Genomic DNA, 22,394 nt, shown 5'->3' with positions numbered 1-22,394 from the left:
CGTGTGCGATCATCGTCGGGTGTTGCGGCGTCTTGGCGTACTCGACTGGATCAGGATCGGCCTGCTGATCCTGGGGCTGGTCTTCGTGGCCACCGGGCTGCTGCCCTGGCACGCGGCCGTCGAGAGCCTGAGCGAGATCGGCCCGCTGCTGATCTTCCTGGTGGCGATCATCGTGGTGGCGGAGCTGACCAAGGAGGCGCAGGTCTTCGACGCGATCGCGGCGCGGATGGCGGTGCTGGGCCGCGGCAACTACGTCGCGCTCTTCTTCCTCTGCACGGCCTTCGCGTCCTTCGTCACGATCTTCCTCAACCTCGACACGACGGCCGTCCTGCTCACCCCCGTCATGCTCGCCCTCGCCCCCCGCGCCCGCATCGCCGCGCTGCCCCTGGCGATGACCACGATCTGGCTGGCCAACACCGCCAGCCTGCTGCTGCCGGTCTCCAACCTCACCAACCTGCTCGGCATGCGCAAGATCGGCCTCAGCACGCAGGAGTTCGCGGCCCGCATGTGGGCTCCGCAGATCGCCGCGATCGCGGTGACGATGGTGTTCCTGTGGGTGTTCTTCTGGCGCCGCGGCGAGCGCCGCGACCTGCGCTACACCCCGCCGGTGCTGGAGCCCGTCGGCGACCGGGTGCTGTTCGGGGCGGCCGCGGCCGGCTGCCTGCTGTTCATCGTGCTGCTGCTGGTCGGCGCGCACGTCGCGGTGGCCGCCTGCGCCGCGGCCGTCGTCGTCGTGGCCGCCTTCGTGCTGCGCGCCCGCGAGCGCCTGACCTGGCACCTGATCCCGTGGCAGCTCGTGATCTTCGTGACCGGGCTCTTCCTGGTGGTGCCGACGCTCAGCGGGCACGGCCTGTCGGCGCTGATGACCTGGCTGATCGGCACCGAGAGCGACCCCTACCGCACCGCCGCCGTCGGGGCCGGGCTGTCCAACCTGATCAACAACCTGCCGGCGTACAAGGCGGTCGAGACCGTCATCCCGGCCGCCGAGCAGGACCACCTGCTGGCGCTGCTGGCCGGCACCAACGTCGGGCCGGTCATCACGCCGTGGGCGTCGCTGGCGACGCTGCTGTGGTTCGAGTCGTGCCGCCGCCACGACGTGGCCGTGCCCATGCGGCGCTTCCTGCTCATCGGCGCCGGCCTGGCCGTCGTGGGCACGGCGGCGACGGTGTGGGCGCTGGTCACGTTCGGCTGACTCACGCGGCTGACTCACGCGGCTTACTCAGGCGGCGACGGGCTCGTAGGCGCCGGCCACCGCGGCCAGCGCCCACCGCATGCGGGGGGCGTACGTCTCGGGGTGGTCGCCGGCCTCCTGCGCCACGTACGCGGCGCACCACGACGGGTCACCGCCGCACGCGCACAGCCGCTCGTCCACGGCCGAGCGGATCTGGGAGGGTGACAGCTCGTCGGAGGGCTGCAGGGGGGTGACGAAGAGCACCTGCGCCAGCTCGGTGGTGGTGATCATGTCGGGCTCCTCTCCGCGGTGCGCCGGGTTCCGGCGTCACTTGAGTAGACCGCGCGGAGCGGCGTAACTCATCGCAGAACGACACACTGCGTGCGCGCACTTCTCCTCATTGGAGGAGCGCGAGCAGCCCCGGCAGGGCGCGCGGGTGGGCCGCCACGTAGCTGCGCACGTCGGCGGCGCCCCTGACGCACTCGTCGTACGGGCCGCCGTCGAGCGCCCTGATCTCGATGCCCGCCTCCTGCGCGAGCAGCGCGCCCGCCGGCAGGTCCACCACGCCGGTGCGGTAGCCCACGATGCCGTCGATGTCGCCGCGGGCCAGCATCGCCCACGACAGCAGCGGCGTCCACAGCTGCAGCACCCTGCGGGCGTTGAGGTCGAGCGCCGCCTTCAGCCTGAGCACGGTCGGGTCGTCCCTGGCGATGCCGTAGCCCTGGATCCAGGCCAGCAGCGGGCCGTGCGGGCTGGGCGCGTACGGGGCCGACAGCCGCCCCCCTGACGAGGCCAGCGCGCCCCCGCCCCTGACGGCCGACCACGTCTGTCCAGAGACCGGGTCGTGCACCACGCCGAGCTGCGGCAGCCCGGCCCGGCACAGCGCCACGCCCACCACGTACGCGGGCAGCCCGATCGCCACGTTGTTGGTGCCGTCGAGCGGATCGACCAGCCACGTCCACTCGCCGCCCGCGGAGCCGTTCAGCCCCGACTCCTCGGCGATCACCGCGTGCGAGGGGAAGGCCGTCAGGATCCGCTCCAGCAGCAGCTTCTCCGAGGCCAGGTCGAGGTCGGTCACCATGTCGCCGGCCGTGCCCTTGGCGTGCACGCGCAGCGCGCGCCTGGTGCCCTCCCTGATCAGCGCCCCGGCGGCCTCGGCGGCTTCGACGGCGACCGTGCGAGCGTGATCCAGGTCCATCGGCGTTGCCCTCTCAGGTGAGATGCGCGGTGATCAGCCGGACGGCCAGCGCCGTCTCGTCGGCGTCGAGCGGCTGCCTGGCCACGTGGTGCGCGCCGCCGCCGAGCGGGCCGAGCGACAGGTCGCGGCCACCCGGCCGGCCTCTGCCGAGCGCGATGGTGGCCGCCTCGCCGTCCTCCGGCACGACGCTGCTGTGGAAGCGGTCGGCGGCCAGCGTGTACGTCTCGCCCGGCCCGAAGACCTCCACCAGCCCCGTCGCGTGCCGCACGGTGCGGCCGGTGGGCGAGATGCGGTCGCCGTCGGCCCCGCTCACCACCTCGTAGACGCGGTGGGTGGCGTCGGCGCCCGCGTCGGTGACGACCGCGTGCACGTTGCGGACCTGGCCGTAGAGCACGTGGCTCTCCAGGTCCCAGCTGTGGCAGTGGATCTGCGAGGTGGTGGTCTCGGCGTGGGCCAGCGCCTTCGACCACACGTGCAGGCACACGCCGTCGCCGCCGTCGCGCTCCAGCGGCAGGCAGACGAACCCGAGCGGGTGGCGCACCGCGGTCAGGCCGGGCCGCGCCAGCTCCGCCAGGGCCCACGACCTGGCGCGCCCCTCGGCCACCGCCCTGCGGACGAGCCGGCGGCTCATGCGTACGGGTCCACGGCGCGCAGCGCCTTACGGGCGATGTCGACGACGTCGTGCCCGTTGTAGGACTTGGGCAGGGGCAGCCCCACACGCTCGAACAACTCCTGCACCTCCTCGATCGTGGGCTCGTCGCTCAGCGGCACCTTCCTGTACATCTCCAGCGGCACCCGCCGCGCCTGCTCGAAGCTCAGCCGCAGCTCGGTGTCGCAGTTCTCGTAGTAGAAGGTGTCGGCGAGCGCCGTCATGGCCTTGTTGGGGTCCTCGACCGTCATGATGAGGCGGCTGGAGGACAGGTCCCAGCGGAACGTGGTCATCGTGGACGACAGGCCGACCCCGATGTCGAGCAGGCCGTAGCGCTGCCGGTGCCAGAAGGCGGCCAGGACGGTCGCGTACGACTCCTTCCTGACCCGGTCGGTCGTCCACGTCTCGCCGGTGCCGTCGGGCGTGTCGGACAGCGAGCGGCGGTAGTGGGCGTACGTCTCGCACACCTCGAGGTCGGACGGGTCGATGACCTCGACGCGTACGGTGAGGTGGCGCTTGTCCCTGCGGGCGGCGGCCACGCACTGCGGCAGCGTCACGGCCCGCAGGTAGGTGCCGGTGCCGCCCTTGAACAGCCAGCGCGCGGTGTCGCGCCTGGCCTCGGCGTGGCACTGGGCGATCTCCTGCCTGCTGCCCAGCACGCGGACGAGCTGCAGCGCGTCGAGCGCGTGGCGGGTGCTGTGGGCCAGCGTCTCGATCTCCTCCAGGCGGGCCAGCCGGATCGGCAGCTCGGCCAGCGCGCCCGAGGTGATCGTCCGCTCGACGGGGGCCTGGCGGGCGCGGTCGCGCAGCAGCGCGGTGGCCACCAGCGCCATGATGACCAGGGACGACGAGTTCACCAGCTGCGTCTGGATCTTGTCGCCCTCGCTGCCGAAGATCTCCGGCGGCATGATGCCGAGCACGCCGACCACGAAGGCCAGCGCGAGCGCGATGGCGCCGTCGGCGTTGCGCGCCGCCCATGGGGCGGTCCGTCGCAACGCCGCCTTCAACCGTCCCATGCGCCCCGCCCCGCCCGTGCCGACGATCAGTCAGTGCCCGTCGTCATGGTAACGACCGCACCTGGTGGCTGCCAGGTCACGCGGAGACGGAAACCCCTGGCCGCACGGGGATATCGCCTCGCCTCCGGCGCGAGAGCGCCCGTAGGATCCGGGAACATGATCACGGATCCCGCTCTGATGTCCTACTACGAGCGCGGCGGTGAGCGTACGCGGTTGCGCGAGGGTCGCGGCCGGCTGGAGTTCTGGCGCACGCGCGACGTGCTGCTGCGCACCCTGCCTCCGGCGCCGGCCCGCGTGCTCGACGTGGGCGGCGGCACCGGCGTGCACGCCGAATGGCTGGCCGCCGAGGGCTACGAGGTCGAGGTGATCGACCCGGTGCCGCTGCACGTGAGCGAGGCGGCGGAGCTGCCCGGCGTGACCGCCCGCCTCGGCGACGCTCGCGACCTGCCGGTCCCCGACGGCGATGCCGACGCGGTGCTGCTGCTCGGCCCGCTCTACCACCTGCCCGAGCGCGCCGACCGGCTGCGCGCGCTGCGCGAGGCCCGCCGCGCCGTCCGGCCCGGCGGGATCGTGGCCGGAGCCTTCATCAGCCGGTACGCCGCGCTCCACGAAGGCGTGCGCCTCGGGCTCCTCCTCCAGGAGGAGGGGCGCGCGGCCGCTCGCACCGCGATGGAGACGGGCGTCATGATCTCCACGAACCCCTTGGGCGGGTTCCGCGGCTATCTGCACGACCCCGGCGACATCCCCGGCGAGTTCACCGCCGCCGGGTTGCCCGAGCCGCGCCGCTACGGCGTGGAGGGCGCGTTCGGGCTCTACGGCGACGTGGACGACTGGCTGGACGACGACGGGCGGCGCGAGCTGCTGCTCGACGCCGCCCGGCAGATCGAGTGCGAGCCGTCACTGCTGGGGGTCAGCGGCCATCTGCTCGCCGTGACCCGGGTTCAGAACGCCTAGAACCAGCCGCGGCGGCGGGCCATCTGCTCCAGCCCGCGCTGCAGGGCCGCGTCCGCCGCCTGCGGCGGCTCGTCGTAGCGCACGGTGAACCGGTTGTACGCGTCATGGCTGGAGGTCAGGAAGCCGCCCCGCTTGTCGGCCTCCAGGATGACGTCCATCTGCCGCGGCCCGGCGATGAACGTCAGCTCCAGCTCGTTGAAGTGGCGCCGCCACTGCCCGCCCGCGTAGTACTCGATCTCCTGGAAGAACGGCATCGTCGAGCCGTACAGCGTGCCGCGTTCCAGGTCGGCCTTCTTGAACTGGAAGCCCAGCCGGTCGAGTGCCCCGAGCACGTGGTCCTGGGCCGGGAGCGGGCCGACGTACAGCGGGTCGAGGTCGCCCTTGTCGAGCGCGCCCGCGAGCGCCAGCTCCGTCTGCACGCCCAGCTTCATGCCGTGCAGCGGATGCCCGGCGATCGCGCTGATCGGCGTCTCCCACGGCATCGCGATCTCGAACGGCTGCTGGTGCTGCGCGCCCGCCGCGAGCTGGAACGTCCCGGCCACCTGCTGGCGCAGGAAGCTGTAGCTCGTCTTGTACTCGTTGTCGCCCGACTCCACCTCGACCACGGCGGTCAGGTCGATGTGGATGCCCTCGACCTTGTAGTCGGAGTTGCCGCCACGGAAGTGGACGACGCCGCGCAGCGGCCCGCCCGGCTTGACGCTCGTGTCGGTCAGCACCGTGTCGACCTCGACGCCCGCGCCGAACGCGGCCATCAGTTTGCGGAACACCATGGGGTTCTCCTAAGCGGAAGGTGAGTGGCCGTTCACGTTTCCCGCCCCCGTCCCCGAGATGCGGGGGAGCAGCTGGGCGAGCAGGAGGGTGCTGAGCGCGGAGTCCGACTGGCCCTGCTGGGTCCTGACGACCAGCGGCTGCGGCGCGTTCTCCGCGAGCTTGGCGCCGACGTCGAGGCGCCTGCGGGCCAGCTCGTACTGCAGCACGGCCCGGTTGTCCCGGTACGACTCGGCCAGTCGCCGCAGCGCCTTGGCCTCGTTCTCGGCGGCGGTCAGCTCGGCCCTGCCGCGCGCCTCGATCTCCCACGTCACGCGCTGCGCCTCGGTCTCCTGCTCCTCCAGCATGCGCGCCACGTCCTTGCGCGCGGTATTGTAGGCGGCCTTGACCTCGACCACGCGGGCGTCACGGGTCTTCTTGGAGCGCTCGATCTCCATCAGCAGGGTGTCGATGCGGCGCTTGCGGGTCAGCTCCCACTCGCGCTCGTAGGCCGACAGCTCCTTGGCGACCTTCTCGCGGGTGGCCAGGTGCTGCTGGTACTGGTCGGGCAGCTGCACGTCGGGGATGTTCGCGCCGGTGATGCGCACGCCGTAACGGCCGAGCTGGCGGTTGAGCGCGTCCTGCATGTCGCCGACGTCGGAGCCGCGCAGGTCGTACGCGCGCTCGGTGTTGACGCGGCGGCTGCGCTGCCTGATGGCGTCCTGGACGGCGCTGGACAGCACGAGGTCGAAGTTGCCCGCCCCGATCGTGCGGACGAACGCGACCGGGTCCACGATCCTGAACTTGAGGAAGAACTCGATCGACTTCAGCGGCACGTTCTCGGCCGTGGGGCAGGCCACGATCGGCGCCGAGTACGGGATCTCCGTCGAGGTGTCCACCACGGCGTCCACCCGGTCCCACGGCAGCCACAGGTAGTGGCGGCCGGGCGGGAGGGTGCCGGTGATGGCGCCCCAGCGGCTGCGCACGCCGGTGGTGCCCTCCTCGATCTCGATGATGGCCTTGCGCCACATCGTGAGCAGCGCCAGCAGCAGGGACACCAGCGCCGCGAACGCCGCGATGAGCGTGAAGTCGGTCATCACGGCCATGCCGGCGAAGTAGATCGCCAGGAACACCAGCGTCATCCACGCGAAGCCGCGCCGGTCCTTCGGGATGACGACCGGCACGAGCTGGCCCTGCTCGCCGCCGCGCAGGAGCTGGCGGATCTCACTCCAGGAGGCCAGCGACTCCTTGATCTTCGAGAATTCCCTGCTCATCAGATGCCACTCCCAGGCTGCTCTCCGTGGTGCTTACCGCCCGGCAGCAGCCGCTCGACGGTGCTCTCGAGGTCGGTGTCCGGCTCCGGCGTGTGCGGCGGCTCCTCCACGCCGGCCGCGGTCTTCTGCAGCAGGCCGGAGATCTCCCGCTCACGGTCGCGTACGCGGGCCGCGATCTCGTCGAGCCTGCCCCGGATGGCGGCCATGTCCTCGGCGGAGAACAGCGCCGCGTCCTTGCCGCCCACGAGCTGCTGGGCGAGGACCAGGAAGTCGATGTCGGTCTCTTCGCCCACCTGCACCACCTGCGGCAGCCGGGTCGCGACGGACTCCAGCTTGGCCAGCAGGTCCTGCTGGAAGCGGTAGTCGAGGATCTCGGGAGCCTCGGCGGCCGACAGCGCCCTGATGTCCAGCGCCTGCGCCTCCAGGAGCGCGGCGTTGGCGTTGGCCGTGGACTCCGCCTCGACCAGGCGCTGCCTGGCCTGCGCGGTCGCCTGGTGGGTGGCGCGTTCGAGCGCGGTGTCCATGCGGGCCTGGTAACCGGCGATCTCCGCCTGGATGGCGCTCAGCGTCTCCTGCAGCCCGGCCAGCTCCTTGACCAGATCACCCTCGTTCTGCTCCTTGCGCAGCTGGAGCTCGTACTCGTAGGTGTAGGCCTCCTTGGCGACGCGCACCATCTCGGGCGCGGCCAGGTCCATGCGGTACTCCTGGCTGGACGGCTCGGCGTGCGTGATGTTCACGTCGGTGAGCCGTACGGCGGGCAGGAACTGCTGGTTGAGGCTCTCCAGCATGCCGAGCGTGCTCTCGCCGACGAGGTCGTAGATCTCCTCGGCCCGCTGGGCGTAGATGAGCGAGCGGGTGACCTCGCTGATGGCGTTCTGCAGCTTGGACTGGAAGCCGCTGACCGAGCCGAGCACGAAGATGAACTCCGCCGGGTTCTCGATCCTGAACTGCAGGAACAGGTCCACGCTCGCCTTGACGCCCTGCTGGGTGGGCGCCTCGCTGATCGGGGCGTTGAACGGGTACTCGCGCGTGGTGTTGACGATGTAGCTGACCCGCTTCCACGGGTTGAACAGCGTCACCCGCCCGGGGTCGGCGATGTGCACCAGCTTGCCGAACTGCGTGATGAGCGCCTTGCAGCCCTCGGGCACCATCACCACGCTGCGCCGCCACCACAGGAACGCGGCGGCCAGCACCAGCACCACCCAGTAGTGGGGGCCGAAGACCATGTCGGCGTTCGGGACGATGTTGCCGAGCGCGCCGATGAGGCCGAGCAGCACGAGGATGCCCAGCGGCACGATCACCTTGGCGGTGCTGCCCTTGGGGATCACCACCGGCGAGATGACGTGCATCCCGTCCTCGGTGAAGCTGCGGTTGACGATCTCGCCGGCCTCGTTGAGCGAAGCCGTCCTGGCTTCGATGACGGTCCCGAGCGAGGGGCCGCCGTCGCGGGCCGCGGCGAAGTCGTGCGGGTTCAGCGCGAAGCCCTGGCCGCCCTGACCGCCCTGGCCGCCTTGGCCGCCCTGACCACCCGGCCCGGCCTGGCCGGTGTACTGCCCCACGGCCTGGCCGACGGCCTGGCGTACGTCACCCCCTTGGGCCACCGCCTGGGCTACGCCCCGTCCTGCCTGGATCAGTGCCTCTCTGGGTCGTGACATGAAACCTTCCTTTTCCGCTACAGGCGGATTCGACCGTATCGGCTACTGCTTACGGTTCGCTTGCAATGTGATGCCATATGGGTATTGCTGGCTGTAGCGGGAGCGCGACGATCGGCGATCACCGGCGGCGTTCATCGGCCACCCCGGGGCTTCGCGGCGATGCCCTGCCCCGCCGTTCAGGGGAGTGGCCGCCCTGACCGTTTCTGTCGGTGGGGCCGCCTACAGTGGCAACATGCGACCGGTCACTGATTTGCAGCGGAAGGTGGCGCCCTTCGAGGTCGTCACCGAGATGACTCCTTCGGGCGACCAGCCGACGGCCATCGCCGAGCTGGAGCGCCGCGTCAAGGCCGGGGAGAAGGACAGCGTGCTGCTGGGCGCCACCGGCACCGGCAAGACCGCCACCATCGCGTGGCTGATCGAGCGGCTGCAGCGGCCCGCCCTGGTCATGCAGCCCAACAAGACGCTCGCCGCGCAGTTCGCCAACGAGCTGCGCGAGATGCTGCCCAACAACGCGGTCGAATACTTCGTCTCCTACTACGACTACTACCAGCCTGAGGCGTACGTCCCGCAGAGCGACACCTATATCGAGAAGGACTCGTCGATCAACGACGAGGTCGAGCGGCTGCGCCACTCGGCCACCAACTCGCTGCTCACCCGCCGCGACACCATCGTGGTCGCGTCGGTGTCGTGCATCTACGGCCTGGGCACGCCGCAGGAATACGTCGACCGCATGGCCCGCCTGCGCGTCGGCATGGACATCGACCGCGACCAGCTCCTGCGCCGCCTGGTCGACATGCAGTACACCCGCAACGACCTGGCCTTCACCCGCGGCACGTTCCGGGTGCGCGGCGACACCATCGAGATCATCCCGAAGTACGAAGAGCTGGCCGTGCGCATCGAGATGTTCGGCGACGAGATCGAGAAGCTCTCGACCATGCATCCGCTCACCGGCGAGGTCATCACCGAGGACGAAGAGCTCTACATCTTCCCCGCCTCCCACTACGTCGCGGGCGAGCAGCGCATGGCGGCGGCCGTGGCCGGCATCGAGGCCGAGCTGGCCGAGCGGCTGTCCGAGCTCGAGCGGCAGGGCAAGCTGCTGGAGGCGCAGCGGCTGCGGATGCGCACGACGTACGACATCGAGATGATGCGGCAGATCGGCACCTGCTCCGGCATCGAGAACTACTCGCGCCACATGGACGGCCGCGAGCCGGGCAGCGCGCCCAACACGCTGCTCGACTACTTCCCCGAAGACTTCCTGCTGGTCCTCGACGAGTCCCACCAGACCGTCCCGCAGATCGGCGCCATGTACGAAGGCGACGCCTCCCGCAAGCGCACGCTGGTCGACCACGGGTTCCGGCTGCCGTCGGCGCTCGACAACCGGCCGCTGAAGTGGGAGGAGTTCCTGGAGCGCATCGGCCAGACCGTCTACCTGTCGGCCACGCCCGGCCCCTACGAGCTGGGGCGGGTCAAGGGCGAGGTGGTCGAGCAGGTCATCCGCCCGACCGGCCTGGTCGACCCCGAGATCGTGGTCAAGCCCACCAAGGGCCAGATCGACGACCTCGTCCACGAGATCCGCGAGCGGGCCGAGCGCGACGAGCGCGTGCTGGTCACCACGCTGACCAAGAAGATGGCGGAAGACCTCACCGACTACCTTCTCGAGCTCGGCATCCGGGTCCGCTACCTGCACAGCGAGGTCGACACGCTGCGCCGCATCGAGCTGCTGCGCGAGCTGCGCGTCGGCGAGTTCGACGTGCTGGTCGGCATCAACCTGCTGCGTGAGGGCCTCGACCTGCCCGAGGTGTCGCTGGTGGCCATCCTCGACGCCGACAAGGAGGGCTTCCTGCGCTCGGAGACGTCGCTGATCCAGACCATCGGCCGGGCCGCCCGTAACGTGTCGGGCCAGGTCCACATGTACGCCGACAAGGTCACCCCCTCCATGGAGCGGGCCATCGACGAGACCAACCGGCGCCGCGCCAAGCAGATCGCCTACAACGAGGCCAACGGCATCGACCCGCAGCCGCTGCGCAAAAAGATCGCCGACATCCTCGACTCGCTGCAGCGCGAAGACGCCGACACCCAGCAGCTCATGGGCGGCGGCCGCCAGCAGTCCAGAGGCAAGGCCCCGGTCCCCGGCTTCGCCGCCCGCCAGGCCGGCCAGCACGCCAAGGCGATCGCCGGCGAGATGCCACGCGCCCAGATGGAATCCCTGATCGAGTCGCTGACCGAGCAGATGCACCAGGCCGCCGCCGACCTCCAGTTCGAGGTGGCCGCCCGCCTCCGCGACGAGATCAAAGAACTGAAGCGCGAACTCCGCGACATGCGCGAAGCAGGCGTCCAGTAGGAAAACCAGGCGTGAGGCGGCCCTGCACGGGGCGGCCTCACGCGAGCCGCACCACGTGAAGCGACCCCGCCGGGATGCGGCGGCCCGCAAGCAGCGGCGTCCCCGTGAGGCGGTGTTTCCGTGAGGCGGTGTTTCCGTGAGGCGGTGTTTCCGTGAGGCGGAGTTCCGTGTGGCGGAGTCTCTGCGCGGCGGTTCCCGCTCGAAGGAGGCCGTGAGGCGGGCCCCGGCGTGGCGACCCGCATCTCGACTTGCGCTCATGCGTTCACGGGGACCCGCATGTCGGCTTGCGCTCACGCGGACCCGCGTTTCGGTCTGCGGCTCACGTAGGCCCGCGTGAGGTGAGGGAGCGGCTGTGGGGTGGCCTGTGACCTGCGGGAATGCTTTACCTTCTGGGGGGCAGCGTTCAGGGTATGAACAAGTCGATCATCGGTGCCGTGGTCGGTGCCACGGTGCTCGCAGGAGGCTGCGGCGCCGTGACGAGCGAGGCGGAACGACTGACCGTACGTTCCTCGCCGACCCTAGGCACGCCCACCGCCGTTCCCACCGACAGCCCGGCTGACAGCCCGACCGGCACACCGACCGGCACACCGACCGGCACGGAGACCGGTGAGGGGACCGGCAGTCCCGCGCCGGGCGACGCCCAGGCCAGCCTGGAAGGTCTCAAGCAAGCCGGGCAGGCGGCGATCGCGGCGGTGCCCGGCTCCAAGGTCATCTCCATGGAGAGCGAGGAGAACGGCCGCCGCTGGGAGGTCCAGGTCGTCGGCGAGGACGGCACCGAGCACCAGCTGGACGTCGAGGGCGGCAAGGTCGTCAACGGCCCCACCACCGAGGAGGACGACGCCGACGACAAGGCCAAGCACCGCGAGCGGTTGACCGCGGCCAAGCTCGACTACGCCCAGGCCGCCGACAAGATCGTCGCCGCGGTCCCCGAGGGGCGCATCACCGAGCTGAACCTGGACGACGAGCAGGACAAGACCGTCTGGGAGTCCGACGTGATCACAGCCAACGGCACCAAGCAGGAAGTCGCCATCGACGCCGCAACGGGTGAGGTCACCCGCAAGAGCGGCTCCACCTCCTGACCACGGCCCCCGAAACCAACCCCCAACCCCTCACCCCGCAAGTCACCTCCCAGCCGCCCGCTTACCCACGGCAGGACCGCAGCCAGAGGACTGACCCCTCCACCGCTGGTCCGCTGCGTGGCGGGGCGCCTCAAGGTCGTCTTCGCTACTGCCGGCCCCCTTTGTGGCGGGTTGCGCCCGGAGTCGCTCGCTATCGCTGGTTCCTCCCGCGTGGCGGGTTGCCTGAGGGTCGACTGCAGTGCCGGTGGCCTCCTTTGTGGTGGGTCTGCCCGGGGCGGTCTCGCTATCGCGGATCTCCTGTGTGGCGGGTCCCTTGTGTGGCGGGTTTCCTGGGGATCAACCTCACTTCCGCTCGCTTCCTTCGTAGCGGGGCGTGCCTAGGGCCTGGTGAGGGAGTCCAAAGTGGCGAGGGTGGTGTGGAGCCAGGTCAGTTCGGCTTGGGTGGTGGCGTGGGCGATGGTGAGGAGGCCCTGGCGGAAGGGGTCGGGGAACTCCTCGGCGGCCATCGGGCGGGGGCCGTCGTAGAAGAAGCTCGTTGGTTGTTCCAGGAAGGCCAGGCGTCTTCTGAGGACGTTCGCCTGGTCCTTTGGGTTGTTCAGGTGCCGGAGGAAGGCCAAGAGCGTGAACCAGCGGTTTTCGTCGCTGATATCGAGGTCGGCCGGGTCGCGGAGGCGGCGTTCGAACTCTTCCTGGCCTTCCTGGGTCAGATAGAGCATGCGGCGGGGGGCTGCGGCGGCGCCTGGCTCGTCCTTTCTATGCAGCCAGCCGGCCGTGGCCAGGCGTTTGATCGCGGGGTAGAGGGTGCCGTCGGCGACCGGGCGTACGTGGCCCATCAGGGCGGCCACCCGCGTACGCAGGTCGTAACCGTGCAACGGCTGATCCCTGAGAAAACCCAGGATGGCCAGCTCCAGCATGCTTCCGATCATACCTCGGCATCGATATATATTGAGACCGATACACGAGGAGAGCCTTCATGCACGATGCCATCGTCCACCCGGGCGGCGCCCGCATCCGCTGGGTCGAGCTGCCGGGCGCGGAGCCGGCCCGCGTCTACGTTCACGGCCTCGGCGCCACCTCGGCCCCCTACTACGCGGAGGTCGCGGCCCACCCGCTGCTGCCGCGCCACCGTTCCCTCCTCATCGACCTGCTCGGGTTCGGCATCAGCGACCGGCCGCAGGACTTCTCGTACACGCTGGAGGCCCACGCCGACGCCCTCGCGGAGGCGTTGCACAAGGCGGGCGTGGAGGGCGCGTCGATGATCGCGCACAGCATGGGCGGGGCCGTCGCCATCGTGCTGGCCGCCCGCCACCCCGGCCTGGTGGCCGACCTGGTCCTGGTGGACGCCAACCTCGACCCCTACCCGGCGACGCCCGTACGCCCGGGCACCAGCGGCATCGCCGCCTACGGCGAGGAGGAGTTCGTGTCGGGCGGCTGGAAGGAGGTGCGCGACCGGGTGGGGCCGCACTGGTGGTCCACGATGCGCCTGGCCGACCTGCGCGCCCTGCACCGTACGGCGGTCAGCCTGGCCCGGGGCAGCACACCGGCGATGCGGGAGCTGCTGGCCGGGCTGACGATCCCGCGCGCCTTCCTGTTCCCCGAGGGTGACGAGCCGGCCGGGGCCGAGGAGCTGCGGGCGGCCGGGGTGCGGGTGGTGGGCATCCCGGAGTCGGGGCACAACATCATGCTCGACAATCCCGAGGCGTTCGCGCGCACCCTCAAGACTCTCCTCCCCGCGTGAGACACGAGTTCCAGCGGGACCTCCTCGCGTGAGACACGAGTTCCAGCGGGACCTCCTCGCGTGAGGCGCGGGATCCGGCGGGACCTCCTCGCGTGAGGCGCGGGATCCGGCTTGTCCTCCCCGCGTGGGGCGCGGGATCCGGCGGGACTCAGCGGGTCGGCGGCCGCCCCCGCCATGTCAGGGGAGGTCTTTGCGTTCCTGCATCGTGCGGCGGTAGAGGTCGTCGATCTCGTCGAGGGGGTCGGGCGCCTGGCGGCGGGCCTCGATCTCGAGGTCGGTGCGCTGGCCGAGGTCGGCGATGCCGGCGCCGGTGTGGTGCACCTGGTCGCTCAGCAGGTCGGCGCGCAGGCGGGCGCACATGGCGGTCAGCGTGGCGTGGTGCTGGCGCAGCCGGTCGAGGGTGGCGTGGTCGACGTAGGGGGACAGGCGGCGCTGCTGGGCGTACATGCCGAGCTGCTGGTCGTGCACGTCGGCCTGGGCGGTGAGGTCGGCGAGCAGCCGGGGCAGCTCACCGAGCCCCCAGCCCTGACGCTGGGCCTGCTCGACGGCCTGCCGGGTGAGCGCGACCTCGCGGCGCAGGTCGAGCCGGAGCCGCTCGACCTCGGCGGCGTCGCCGGCGCCCATGGCGTTGACGTGGGTGGTGATGCGGGAGGTGGCCTCCCTGGCCTTGACCGCTGCCTTCTTGCCCAGCTTGACCAGCAGCCAGATGCCCAGCCCGCCCAGAAGCAGGAGGAACGCCAGGACCACAAGGACGACGACTAGGAACTCGCTGATCTCCGCCACCTCCTGCTCGGTGCTGCTGCTTTGAAGGATAGTGCCGATCGGGCGCGCCGCGCGATGAGCGTGCTGAGCAAGCCCTTGATCGGGAGCGGGCGCTGTGCTGACATGGCGGCAGGGATCACCCTCACGAAGGGGCGGGGCAGGCGTGCTGGACGGCAAGGTCGTCATCATCACCGGCGGGGCGAGGGGCATGGGAGCGGCGACCGCCCGGAGGTGCGCGGCGGCAGGCGCCCGCCTCGTGCTCACCGACGTGCTCGCCGAGGAGGGCGCGGCCACCGCCGGGGAGCTGGACGCCAGGTTCATCGCCCACGACGTGACGAGTGAGGACGCCTGGGCGGCCGTGGTGGAGGAGACCGTGGACGCGTACGGGCGGCTCGACGGCCTGGTCAACAACGCCGGCATCGCCACCGCCCAGCTCATCGAACAGCAGTCACTGGCCGACTTCGAGCGGGTCATCCAGGTCAACCTGACCGGCACGTTCCTCGGGCTCAAGGCGGTGCTGGGCGCCATGCGGGCGTCGGGCGGCGGCGCGATCGTCAACCTGTCGTCGGTCGCGGGGCTGTTCGCGCTGCCGGGCACCGGCGGGTACGGGGCGTCGAAGTGGGGCGTACGCGGGCTCACCAAGATCGCGGCGGTGGAGTTCGCCAAGGACCGCATCCGCGTCAACTCCGTCCATCCCGGGATGATCGTCACCCCCATGACGCTGCCGCTGGGCGCGGTGTCGGGGGAGGGCACGTTCCCGCTGGCCCCGGCCGGGCGGTGGGGCGAGCCGGAGGAGGTCGCGGAGGCGATCGCGTTCCTGCTGTCCGACGCCGCCTCGTACGTCACCGGCGCCGAGCTTGCCGTGGACGGCGGATGGACGGCGGGCGAGGTCGCGCTGGCGCCGAAGATCGGAGGCTAGGTGCCGTACGCGCAGGTCGGACCCGACGTCAGGCTCTTCTACACCGACGACGGCGACGCCATGAGCGCGCCGCCGCTGCTGCTCGTGCACGGCTGGGGCACCGACTCCCACCAGTGGTCCTGGCACATCGACGCCCTCGCGGAACGGCACCGCGTCATCGCGGTGGACCTGCGCGGCCACGGCTACTCGTCGGTCCCCGAGACCGGCAACACGCCGCGCGCGATGGCCGCCGACCTCGACGCCCTGCTCGGCCGGCTCGGCATCCCGCAGGTCGTGGCCGTCGGCCACTCCATGGGCGGCCAGGTGGTCTCGATCCTGGCCGTCGAGCATCCGGAGCGCGTACGGGCACTCGTCACCCTCGACCCCGGCTACGGCATGAGCGCCGAGATCGCCGCCGGGTTTCCCCGCATGATCGCGGGCCTGCGCGGCGAGCGGCCGCACGAGGCCGCCGAGGGCATCGACGAGTGGTGCACCAACGCCGCCACCCCCGCCCTCATCAGGCGCTGGCACAAGCGCCGCCTGTACGGCATGCCGCCGCACGTGCTGGCGGAGGCGTTCGAGGCCATGTTCGTCACCGGGGACGCCATCGGGGTGCGCCCGGCCAGCGACGACTACCTGGCGCGCAGGCGGTGCCCGGTGCTGTCGATCTGGGCCGATCAGGGGCGCGCGCAGTGGGAGAGCGGGCTGCTCAAGGACCCGGCGTCGGCGGTGCTGTGCTGGGAGGGCGCGAGCCACCGGCTGCACGAGGAACGTCCCGAGGACTTCGTGACCGCCGTGGAGGGCTGGCTGCACCGCTTATGAAGCCGCCCAAAAACTGCCCAAAAACCGCCCAAAGGCCGCCTCTGAGGCCCCATCTGGAGGCCGGCTCTGAACCCGCCTCTAGACCCGTCGAGGCGGGCGAACCTCTCGCCGGCGGGCGCGGACCCGGCGTACCCGGCGGATCAGCAGCCAGGCGAGCACGGCCAGCACCAGCAGCGCGACGATCACCAGCACGGGCGCGAACACCGCGACCAGGCTCATCCCGATCGATCCGGCGTCCTCGGCGGTGCTCAGCACCGGCGCGCCGAACCCGGCCGTGCCCGCGTTGACCACCGGGCGCACGAGGGACTTGACCGCGTGGACGGCCAGCGCCGCCACGATGCCGATCAGCCACCCCGCCCACGGATTCTCGGTCATCCACGCGGAGCGCTCGAACTCGGCGGCGGCCGCGGTGGCGGAGAAGACCACGCCGCCGGAGGCCGGGCGGATCACCGTCTGGATGGTGTCGTTGACGCTGTCGATCGCGGGCACCTTGTCCAGCACGAGTTCGGCGGCCAGGAGCACGGCGATGATCGCGAGCACGCCCCAGTTCGACAGCCAGGCGTAGCCGTCGGGCAGGCGTACGGCGTCGGTGACGTTGGCGAGCACGCCCACGACCAGGAGGGGGATGTAGGCGTTGAGGCCGGCGGCCGTGGACAGGCCCAAACCGGTCAGAGCGGCGAGCATCCCCCTAGTCTGCCCCTCAGTCCGGCCTGGCTGCCTCGTCCATGAGGTCGCCGAGCGCGCGATCGGTGAATTCGGTCAGCGCCCGGTCGTACTTCTCCATGCCCCACGACCAGAAGTCGAAGTCGATGGTGTCGTTGGCGCCGTCCTGGATGGAGGCCCACAGCGTCCAGCCGTACTTGGACATCAGGCCGAGCAGCCGGGCGCGGGCGATCTTGTGGCGCAGGCGGCGGCCGTAGTAGGCGGTGACCAGCTCCTCCAGGTGGCCGGGCGGCAGGTCGGACTCGCTCCAGACGTTGCCCAGCTCGAAGCAGGCGTCGTTGTTGCCGGAGTATTCGTAGTCGATGAGCCACAGGCGTTCGCCGTCGTCGAGGATGTTGCCGGGCAGCAGGTCGTTGTTGCACGGCACGGTGCCCTCGTCCCTGACCGCCAGGCAGGCCCTGATCCGGGCGACGACGGGCATGAAGTCGAGATAGCGGGGCGGCAGCCGGAAGCCGCGCTCGCGGACGATCGCCAGATAGCGCCGCTGCACGTCGAACATGTCGAAGTCACGGACGAACCGCGGGCCCGCGTGCAGCCGTCGGCACGCCTCGGCCACGCGGGGCAGGTTGGCCGGGTCGTGCAGGTCGGCCTCGGTGAACGTGCGCGCGGGGACGTACCCCACCACCAGGACGCCCAGGTCGGGCAGATAGTCGTGCACCGGCGCCCCGACCCCCGCCGCTGCCGCGGCGAGCGAGTTGGCGTGCTCGGCGTCCCTGTCGATGGCCAGCAGAGCGCCGTCGCTGGCCTGCACGCGCACGACGTACGCGCCACGCGGGGTGGTGACCTTGTAGTTGTGGTTGGTGAGCCCGCCGGGCAGCTCCTCCACGGAGCGCGGCACGCCGGACAGCAAGGGAATGCGATCGAGCACCTCGGGCGCGGCCATGCTCGATGCTAGCTCCGCCGCCCTAAACGGTCTAGACCTTTTAAAGGTACGCGGGTTAGCCTCGCGACCATGAGCGACTCGGCCCGCATCGTGATCATCGGCGGCGGGGTGGGCGGCGCGTCCGTCGCCTACCACCTCACCCAGCTCGGCGAGCGCGATGTGGTGCTGCTCGAACGCGACGCGCTGACCAGCGGCTCCACCTTCCACTCGGCGGGGCTCGTCGGCCAGCTGCGCGCCGACCCCACGCTGACCAGGATGAACCAGTACTCCGTCGAGCTCTACCGCACGCTCGACGCCGGCTGGACCGAGTGCGGCGGCATCAAGCTGGCCTCCACGCCCGAGCGCATGGAGGAGATCCGCCGCCAGATCGGCTGGGCGCGCACGTTCGGGCTGCCGCTGGAGGAGATCTCGGTGGCCGAGGCGGTCGAGCTGTTCCCGCTCATGGACCCCGAGGGCGTCGTCGGGGCCGCGTACCTGCCGACGGACGGGCAGATCGATCCGTCGCAGCTCTGCTACGCCCTGGCCGAGCGCGCTCGCGCGGGCGGCGCGAAGCTGCGCACCGGCACCCGCGTGCTCGGCATCGAGGTGACCGGCGGCCGGGTCACCGGCGTGCGCACGGACCAGGGCGACATCGCCTGCGAGATCGTGGTCAACTGCGGCGGCATGTTCGCCGCCGAGATCGGCCGCATGGCAGGGGTGCGCGTCCCGATCGTGCCCATGTCGCACCAGTACGTGGTGACCGACGCCTTCCACGACCACGCGAACCTGCCCACGCTGCGCGACCCCGACCTGCTCGTCTACTACCGGCAGGAGGTGCGCGGCCTGGTCATGGGCGGCTACGAGCGCCGCTGCGCCCCCTGGACCGCGGGACCGGACGCGTACGACGCGATCCCCGCCGACTTCAACGGCCGCCTGCTGCCCGAGGACTGGCCCAGGTTCGAGGAGATCTCCGACAACTCGCGCGTCCGCGTGCCCGCGATGGCCGACGTCGGCATCCGCAAGCTGATCAACGGGCCAGAGGCGTTCACCCCCGACAACGAGTTCTGCCTGGGGGAGACCGAGGTCGGCGGGTTCTTCGTGGCGGCCGGGTTCTGCGCGCACGGCATCGCGGGCGCGGGCGGCATCGGCAAGGTCATGGCCGAGTGGATCGTCGAGGGCGAGCCCGGCATGGACCTGTGGCACATGGACGTGCGCCGCTTCGGCCGCCACTACAGCTCGCCGTCGTACACGCTCAAGCGGGCGGTCGAGAACTACGAGACGTACTACGACATCCGCTACCCCGGGCACGAGCGCTCGGCGGGCCGGCCGCTGCGGGTCTCGCCCGCCTACGGCTGGCACGCCGCGCACGGCGCCGCCTTCGGCGAGAAGTCCGGCTGGGAGCGGGTCAACCACTACACCGCCAACGAGACGCCTGGCGAGGACGAGCGGCCCGCCGGGTGGGCAGGGCGGTCCTGGTCGCCGGCGATCGGGGCGGAGCACCGCGCCACGCGTACGGCGGCCGGGCTGTTCGACGAGAGCTCGTTCGCCAAGATCGAGGTGACCGGGCCCGACGCCGCCGAGCTGCTGGAATGGGTGTGCGACAACCGGGTCGCCCGCGACGTCGGCGCCGTCACGTACACGCAGGCGCTCAACCGGCGCGGCGGCATCGAGTGCGACTTCACCGTCACCCGGCGCGGCGAGCGGGAGTTCCTCGTCGTCACCGGCACCGCGTTCGGCGCCCACGACCTCGGCTGGCTGCGCAAGCAGGCCGCCCGCACGAGCGCGGACGTCAGGATCGCCGACGTGACCGGCCAGTACGCCTGCTTCGCGCTGTGGGGGCCGCGCGCCCGCGACGTGCTCGCCGGGCTGACGCCCGAGCCCGCCGACCACCCGTTCATGACGGCGCGCGAGCTCACCGTGGGGGACGTGCCGGTGCTGGCGCTGCGGGTGACGTTCGTGGGGGAGCACGGCTGGGAGCTGTACTGCTCCAGCGAGTACGGGCTCGCGCTCTGGCAGACGCTCTGGGCGGCGGGACGGCCGCACGGGCTGGTGGCCGGCGGCTACCGGGCCATCGACAGCCTGCGCCTGGAGAAGGGCTACCGGGTGTGGGGCGCCGACCTCGGGCCCGAGACGACACCGTACGAGGCGGGCCTCGGCTTCTGCGTCAAACCCGACAAGGACTTCCTCGGCAAGGACGCGCTCGACCCCCGTCCCGCGCGCCGGCTGCGCTGCCTGACGCTGGACGACCCGCGCGCCGTCGCCCTCGGCAACGAGCCGGTACGCCTCGCCGGCCGCGTCGTCTCCCGCGTCACCTCCGGCGGCTACGGCTACACCGCCCGCGCCTCCATCGCCTACGCCTACCTGCCGGCGGACGAGAGCGCGCCGGGCGCGCCCGTCGAGGTCGAGGTGGAGGGCCGGTGGGTGCCCGGCACCGTGGTCAAGGGGCCGGTGGTGCCGTGACGCCGCTGCGTACGGAGATGCGCACCCGGTCGGGGCGGAACAGGTCGAGCGCGTACTCCACGGGGACGCCGCCCGCCGCGTAGGCGGTGCGCTCGATCAGCATGAGCGGCGCGCCCGCCTCGATGCCCAGCTCCGCCGCGTCGCCCGGCTCGGCGACCACCGGGTCGAGATGTTCGACCGCCGTGCGAGGGCGCAGGTCGTAGCGGGCGGCGAGCAGGTCGTACAGGGAGCCGGTCAGGTCCTGGTCGAGCAGTCCTGGCAGGGCGGGGAAGTAGGAGCGCTCCAGCGCGACGGGGGAGCGGCCCGCCGAGCGCACCCGCGCCACCTCGTGCACCGGCTCGCCCCCGGGGACGCCGAGCGCCACCGCGGCGGCGGCCGGCGCGGGCACGGTGGCGGCCCGCAGGATGCGCGCCTCGGCCCGTAGGTGGGCCCGGCGCATCTGCTCGGTGAACCCGGCCAGCCCCGTCAGGTCGCACTCGATGCGCGGTCCCGGCGGCGGCTCCGCCACGAACGCGCCGCCCGACCTGCCGGGCACGCGCAGCAGCACGCCGTCGCGTTCGAGGGTGGCGAGCGCCTGCCTGAGCGTCATCCTGCTCACGCCGAGCCGCCCGGCCAGCTCCCGCTCGCCGGGCAGCCGGTCACCCGGCGCCAGCTCGCCTCCGGCGATCGAGTCGAGCAGCCAGCGCTCGATCTGCACGTGCGCGGGGACGCCGGTGCCGCGCTCCAGCTCAGGCGGGGTCCCGACCACAGGCGCAGGGTACCTCTTGCCGCCGGCTTGGCAACGCCTTGGGGTGGGCGGAAAGGGCGGGGGAGCCGCGCTCGCCCCCGCCGTCACTCAGCCGTGCGGCCACCCCGCCGCGTCAGCCCGCGTCAAGGCCGCCAGGCGGCGTGAGCCCGGCCGCGTCAGTCCGCCGTGAGGCGGCCCAGCCGTTCGACCGCCTCGCCGAACTCGCTGACCAGGTCGTAGACGACCTCCCTGGCCGGGCGTACCTGGTCGAGCTGGCCGACCACCTGCCCGACGAAGTAGTTGACCAGCTCCACGGCGCCGGGCTCGCCCTTCTCCGCCGCCGCGCCGATCCGCGCCATCGCGCCCTCGGCCAGCAGCAGCTGCAGCGGCATGCCCAGCGGGCCGGGGCTCTCCTGCCCGGAGTCCCACTCCTCGGTCCAGGCGGACTTGAGCTGGCGGGCCGGCTTCCCCGTACGGGAGCGCGACCGTACGGTGTCCAGCGACGAGGCGGCCAGCAGCTTCCGCTTGACCGCCGGAGAGGTCTCCGCCTCCTCGGTCGTCAGCCAGAGCGAGCCGCACCACACGCCCTCCGCGCCGAGCGCCATGGCCGCCGCCATCTGCCGCCCCGACGCGATGCCGCCCGCGGCCAGCACGGGCACCGGCGCGACCGCGTCCACGACCTGCGGCACCAGCACCATCGTGGAGACGTCGCCGGTGTGGCCGCCCGCCTCCGTGCCCTGCGCCACGATGAGGTCGGCGCCGGCCTCGACCTGCCTGCGCGCGTGCTCGACGGTGCCCACCAGGGCCGCCACCGGCACGCCCGCCTCCCTGGCCTTCGTCACCATCTCGGGCGGCGGCGGGCCCAGGGCGCTGGCGATCAGCCCGATGCGGTGCTTCAGCGCCACGTCGATCAGCCCGGTCGCGCCGGCCGCGGTGACCCGCCTGCCCATCTCGTCGGCGGTGGCGCTCATCGGCCGGCCGGGCGCGCTGACGCCGTACTTGGTCAGCAGGTGGGTGACGAAGTCGCGGTGCCGGTCGGGGACGGCGTCCATGAGGTGCACGCGCCGGTCGTGCGCCGATGAGTCGATCTTGCCGGGGACGAGCACGTCCACCCCGTACGGCCGGCCGCCCACCCGCTCGTCCAGCCACGTCAGCTCGGTGTCGAGCTGCTCGGGCGAGTACGCGACCGCGCCCAGCACCCCGAACCCGCCCGCGTTCGTGACGGCGGCCACCACGTCGCGGCAGTGGCTGAAGGCGAAGAGCGGAAACTCGATCCCTAAACGCTCACTTATCGCGGTGCGCATGAACCGACGCTAAC

21 protein-coding genes are annotated in these 22,394 nt (G+C 71.6%); 8 read left to right on the top strand and 13 right to left on the bottom strand.

Annotated elements, in window-relative coordinates:
* Positions 1-19: 19 nt before the first annotated feature.
* Complete coding sequence (locus ACFFR3_RS14165) at positions 20-1,192, top strand: ArsB/NhaD family transporter (protein ID WP_379483248.1); 1,173 nt, start codon at positions 20-22, stop codon at positions 1,190-1,192.
* Between the two features lie 27 nt (positions 1,193-1,219).
* Here ACFFR3_RS14165 and ACFFR3_RS14160 read toward each other — a convergent pair whose 3' ends face one another.
* From ACFFR3_RS14160 to ACFFR3_RS14145, 4 genes are all read right to left on the bottom strand, one after another.
* Positions 1,220-1,462 carry a hypothetical protein gene (locus ACFFR3_RS14160; protein WP_364908965.1) on the bottom strand — a complete coding sequence of 81 codons (243 nt, stop codon included), beginning with the start codon at positions 1,460-1,462 and terminating at the stop codon, positions 1,220-1,222.
* A gap of 106 nt (positions 1,463-1,568) precedes the next feature.
* Positions 1,569-2,369 carry an inositol monophosphatase family protein gene (locus tag ACFFR3_RS14155; protein WP_379483247.1) on the bottom strand — a complete coding sequence of 267 codons (801 nt, stop codon included), beginning with the start codon at positions 2,367-2,369 and terminating at the stop codon, positions 1,569-1,571.
* A gap of 13 nt (positions 2,370-2,382) precedes the next feature.
* Complete coding sequence (locus ACFFR3_RS14150) at positions 2,383-3,000, bottom strand: hypothetical protein (protein WP_345401584.1); 618 nt, start codon at positions 2,998-3,000, stop codon at positions 2,383-2,385.
* Positions 2,997-4,034 (bottom strand): hypothetical protein, encoded by a 1,038-nt coding sequence (locus tag ACFFR3_RS14145; RefSeq protein WP_345401588.1) that lies wholly within the window; start codon positions 4,032-4,034, stop codon positions 2,997-2,999. Before ACFFR3_RS14145 ends, ACFFR3_RS14150 begins: the two co-directional genes overlap by 4 nt.
* 156 nt (positions 4,035-4,190) lie before the next feature.
* Between ACFFR3_RS14145 and ACFFR3_RS14140 the strand changes: the two genes are divergently transcribed.
* The gene (locus tag ACFFR3_RS14140) at positions 4,191-4,988 is read left to right on the top strand and encodes a class I SAM-dependent methyltransferase (protein WP_379483246.1); all 798 of its coding nucleotides are present in this window, start codon (positions 4,191-4,193) and stop codon (positions 4,986-4,988) included.
* On the opposite strand, the gene ACFFR3_RS14135 is transcribed toward ACFFR3_RS14140, so the two are convergent.
* The 3 genes from ACFFR3_RS14135 to ACFFR3_RS14125 are packed head-to-tail and all read right to left on the bottom strand — an operon-like array spanning position 4,985 to position 8,664.
* Complete coding sequence (locus ACFFR3_RS14135; RefSeq protein WP_364366236.1) at positions 4,985-5,758, bottom strand: sporulation protein; 774 nt, start codon at positions 5,756-5,758, stop codon at positions 4,985-4,987. The genes ACFFR3_RS14140 and ACFFR3_RS14135 overlap by 4 nt on opposite strands.
* A gap of 9 nt (positions 5,759-5,767) precedes the next feature.
* Positions 5,768-7,009 carry an SPFH domain-containing protein gene (locus tag ACFFR3_RS14130; RefSeq protein WP_364366238.1) on the bottom strand — a complete coding sequence of 414 codons (1,242 nt, stop codon included), beginning with the start codon at positions 7,007-7,009 and terminating at the stop codon, positions 5,768-5,770.
* Entirely contained in the window at positions 7,009-8,664 is a 1,656-nt protein-coding gene (locus ACFFR3_RS14125) for an SPFH domain-containing protein (RefSeq protein WP_364366240.1), read from the bottom strand. Before ACFFR3_RS14125 ends, ACFFR3_RS14130 begins: the two co-directional genes overlap by 1 nt.
* 232 nt (positions 8,665-8,896) lie before the next feature.
* Here ACFFR3_RS14125 and uvrB point away from each other — a divergent pair, with 232 nt between their 5' ends.
* Both uvrB and ACFFR3_RS14115 read left to right on the top strand, forming a co-directional pair.
* Complete coding sequence (gene uvrB / locus ACFFR3_RS14120; RefSeq protein ID WP_345401594.1) at positions 8,897-11,005, top strand: excinuclease ABC subunit UvrB; 2,109 nt, start codon at positions 8,897-8,899, stop codon at positions 11,003-11,005.
* A 410-nt stretch (positions 11,006-11,415) separates the two neighbouring features.
* Positions 11,416-12,084, top strand: coding sequence for a PepSY domain-containing protein (locus ACFFR3_RS14115; RefSeq protein ID WP_379483245.1), 669 nt, complete (start codon positions 11,416-11,418; stop codon positions 12,082-12,084).
* Between the two features lie 377 nt (positions 12,085-12,461).
* Here the strand turns inward: ACFFR3_RS14115 and ACFFR3_RS14110 are convergent, their stop codons facing one another.
* Positions 12,462-12,998: a PadR family transcriptional regulator gene (locus tag ACFFR3_RS14110; protein ID WP_379483244.1), complete on the bottom strand. Its 537-nt coding sequence runs from the start codon at positions 12,996-12,998 to the stop codon at positions 12,462-12,464.
* Between the two features lie 59 nt (positions 12,999-13,057).
* On the opposite strand from ACFFR3_RS14110, the gene ACFFR3_RS14105 reads away from it, so the two are divergent.
* Entirely contained in the window at positions 13,058-13,822 is a 765-nt protein-coding gene (locus tag ACFFR3_RS14105) for an alpha/beta fold hydrolase (RefSeq protein ID WP_364366246.1), read from the top strand.
* 177 nt (positions 13,823-13,999) lie between these two features.
* Here the strand turns inward: ACFFR3_RS14105 and ACFFR3_RS14100 are convergent, their stop codons facing one another.
* Complete coding sequence (locus ACFFR3_RS14100; RefSeq protein WP_364366248.1) at positions 14,000-14,605, bottom strand: hypothetical protein; 606 nt, start codon at positions 14,603-14,605, stop codon at positions 14,000-14,002.
* A gap of 142 nt (positions 14,606-14,747) precedes the next feature.
* On the opposite strand from ACFFR3_RS14100, the gene ACFFR3_RS14095 reads away from it, so the two are divergent.
* Together ACFFR3_RS14095 and ACFFR3_RS14090 are read left to right on the top strand one after the other, a co-directional pair.
* On the top strand, positions 14,748-15,503 hold the full coding sequence (locus tag ACFFR3_RS14095) for a glucose 1-dehydrogenase (RefSeq protein ID WP_364366250.1): 756 nt from the start codon (positions 14,748-14,750) through the stop codon (positions 15,501-15,503).
* A complete protein-coding gene (locus ACFFR3_RS14090) occupies positions 15,504-16,304 on the top strand; it encodes an alpha/beta fold hydrolase (RefSeq protein ID WP_379483243.1) in 801 nt (266 codons plus the stop codon).
* Between the two features lie 78 nt (positions 16,305-16,382).
* On the opposite strand, the gene ACFFR3_RS14085 is transcribed toward ACFFR3_RS14090, so the two are convergent.
* Both ACFFR3_RS14085 and ACFFR3_RS14080 read right to left on the bottom strand, forming a co-directional pair.
* On the bottom strand, positions 16,383-16,988 hold the full coding sequence (locus ACFFR3_RS14085; RefSeq protein ID WP_345401612.1) for a DUF4126 domain-containing protein: 606 nt from the start codon (positions 16,986-16,988) through the stop codon (positions 16,383-16,385).
* Between the two features lie 16 nt (positions 16,989-17,004).
* A complete protein-coding gene (locus ACFFR3_RS14080; protein WP_379483242.1) occupies positions 17,005-17,910 on the bottom strand; it encodes a choline kinase family protein in 906 nt (301 codons plus the stop codon).
* Between the two features lie 69 nt (positions 17,911-17,979).
* Between ACFFR3_RS14080 and ACFFR3_RS14075 the strand changes: the two genes are divergently transcribed.
* Positions 17,980-20,349: a GcvT family protein gene (locus tag ACFFR3_RS14075; protein ID WP_379483241.1), complete on the top strand. Its 2,370-nt coding sequence runs from the start codon at positions 17,980-17,982 to the stop codon at positions 20,347-20,349.
* Here the strand turns inward: ACFFR3_RS14075 and ACFFR3_RS14070 are convergent.
* On the bottom strand, positions 20,327-21,097 hold the full coding sequence (locus ACFFR3_RS14070) for a GntR family transcriptional regulator (protein WP_345401621.1): 771 nt from the start codon (positions 21,095-21,097) through the stop codon (positions 20,327-20,329). The two genes, ACFFR3_RS14075 and ACFFR3_RS14070, sit on opposite strands and share 23 nt — an antisense overlap.
* Before the next feature lie 155 nt (positions 21,098-21,252).
* Entirely contained in the window at positions 21,253-22,380 is a 1,128-nt protein-coding gene (locus ACFFR3_RS14065; RefSeq protein ID WP_345401624.1) for an NAD(P)H-dependent flavin oxidoreductase, read from the bottom strand.
* Positions 22,381-22,394: the final 14 nt, after the last annotated feature.

The organism is Nonomuraea salmonea (genome assembly GCF_042428605.1).
GTDB lineage: Bacteria > Actinomycetota > Actinomycetes > Streptosporangiales > Streptosporangiaceae > Nonomuraea > Nonomuraea salmonea.
This window is presented reverse-complemented; position numbering and strand designations above follow the sequence as displayed.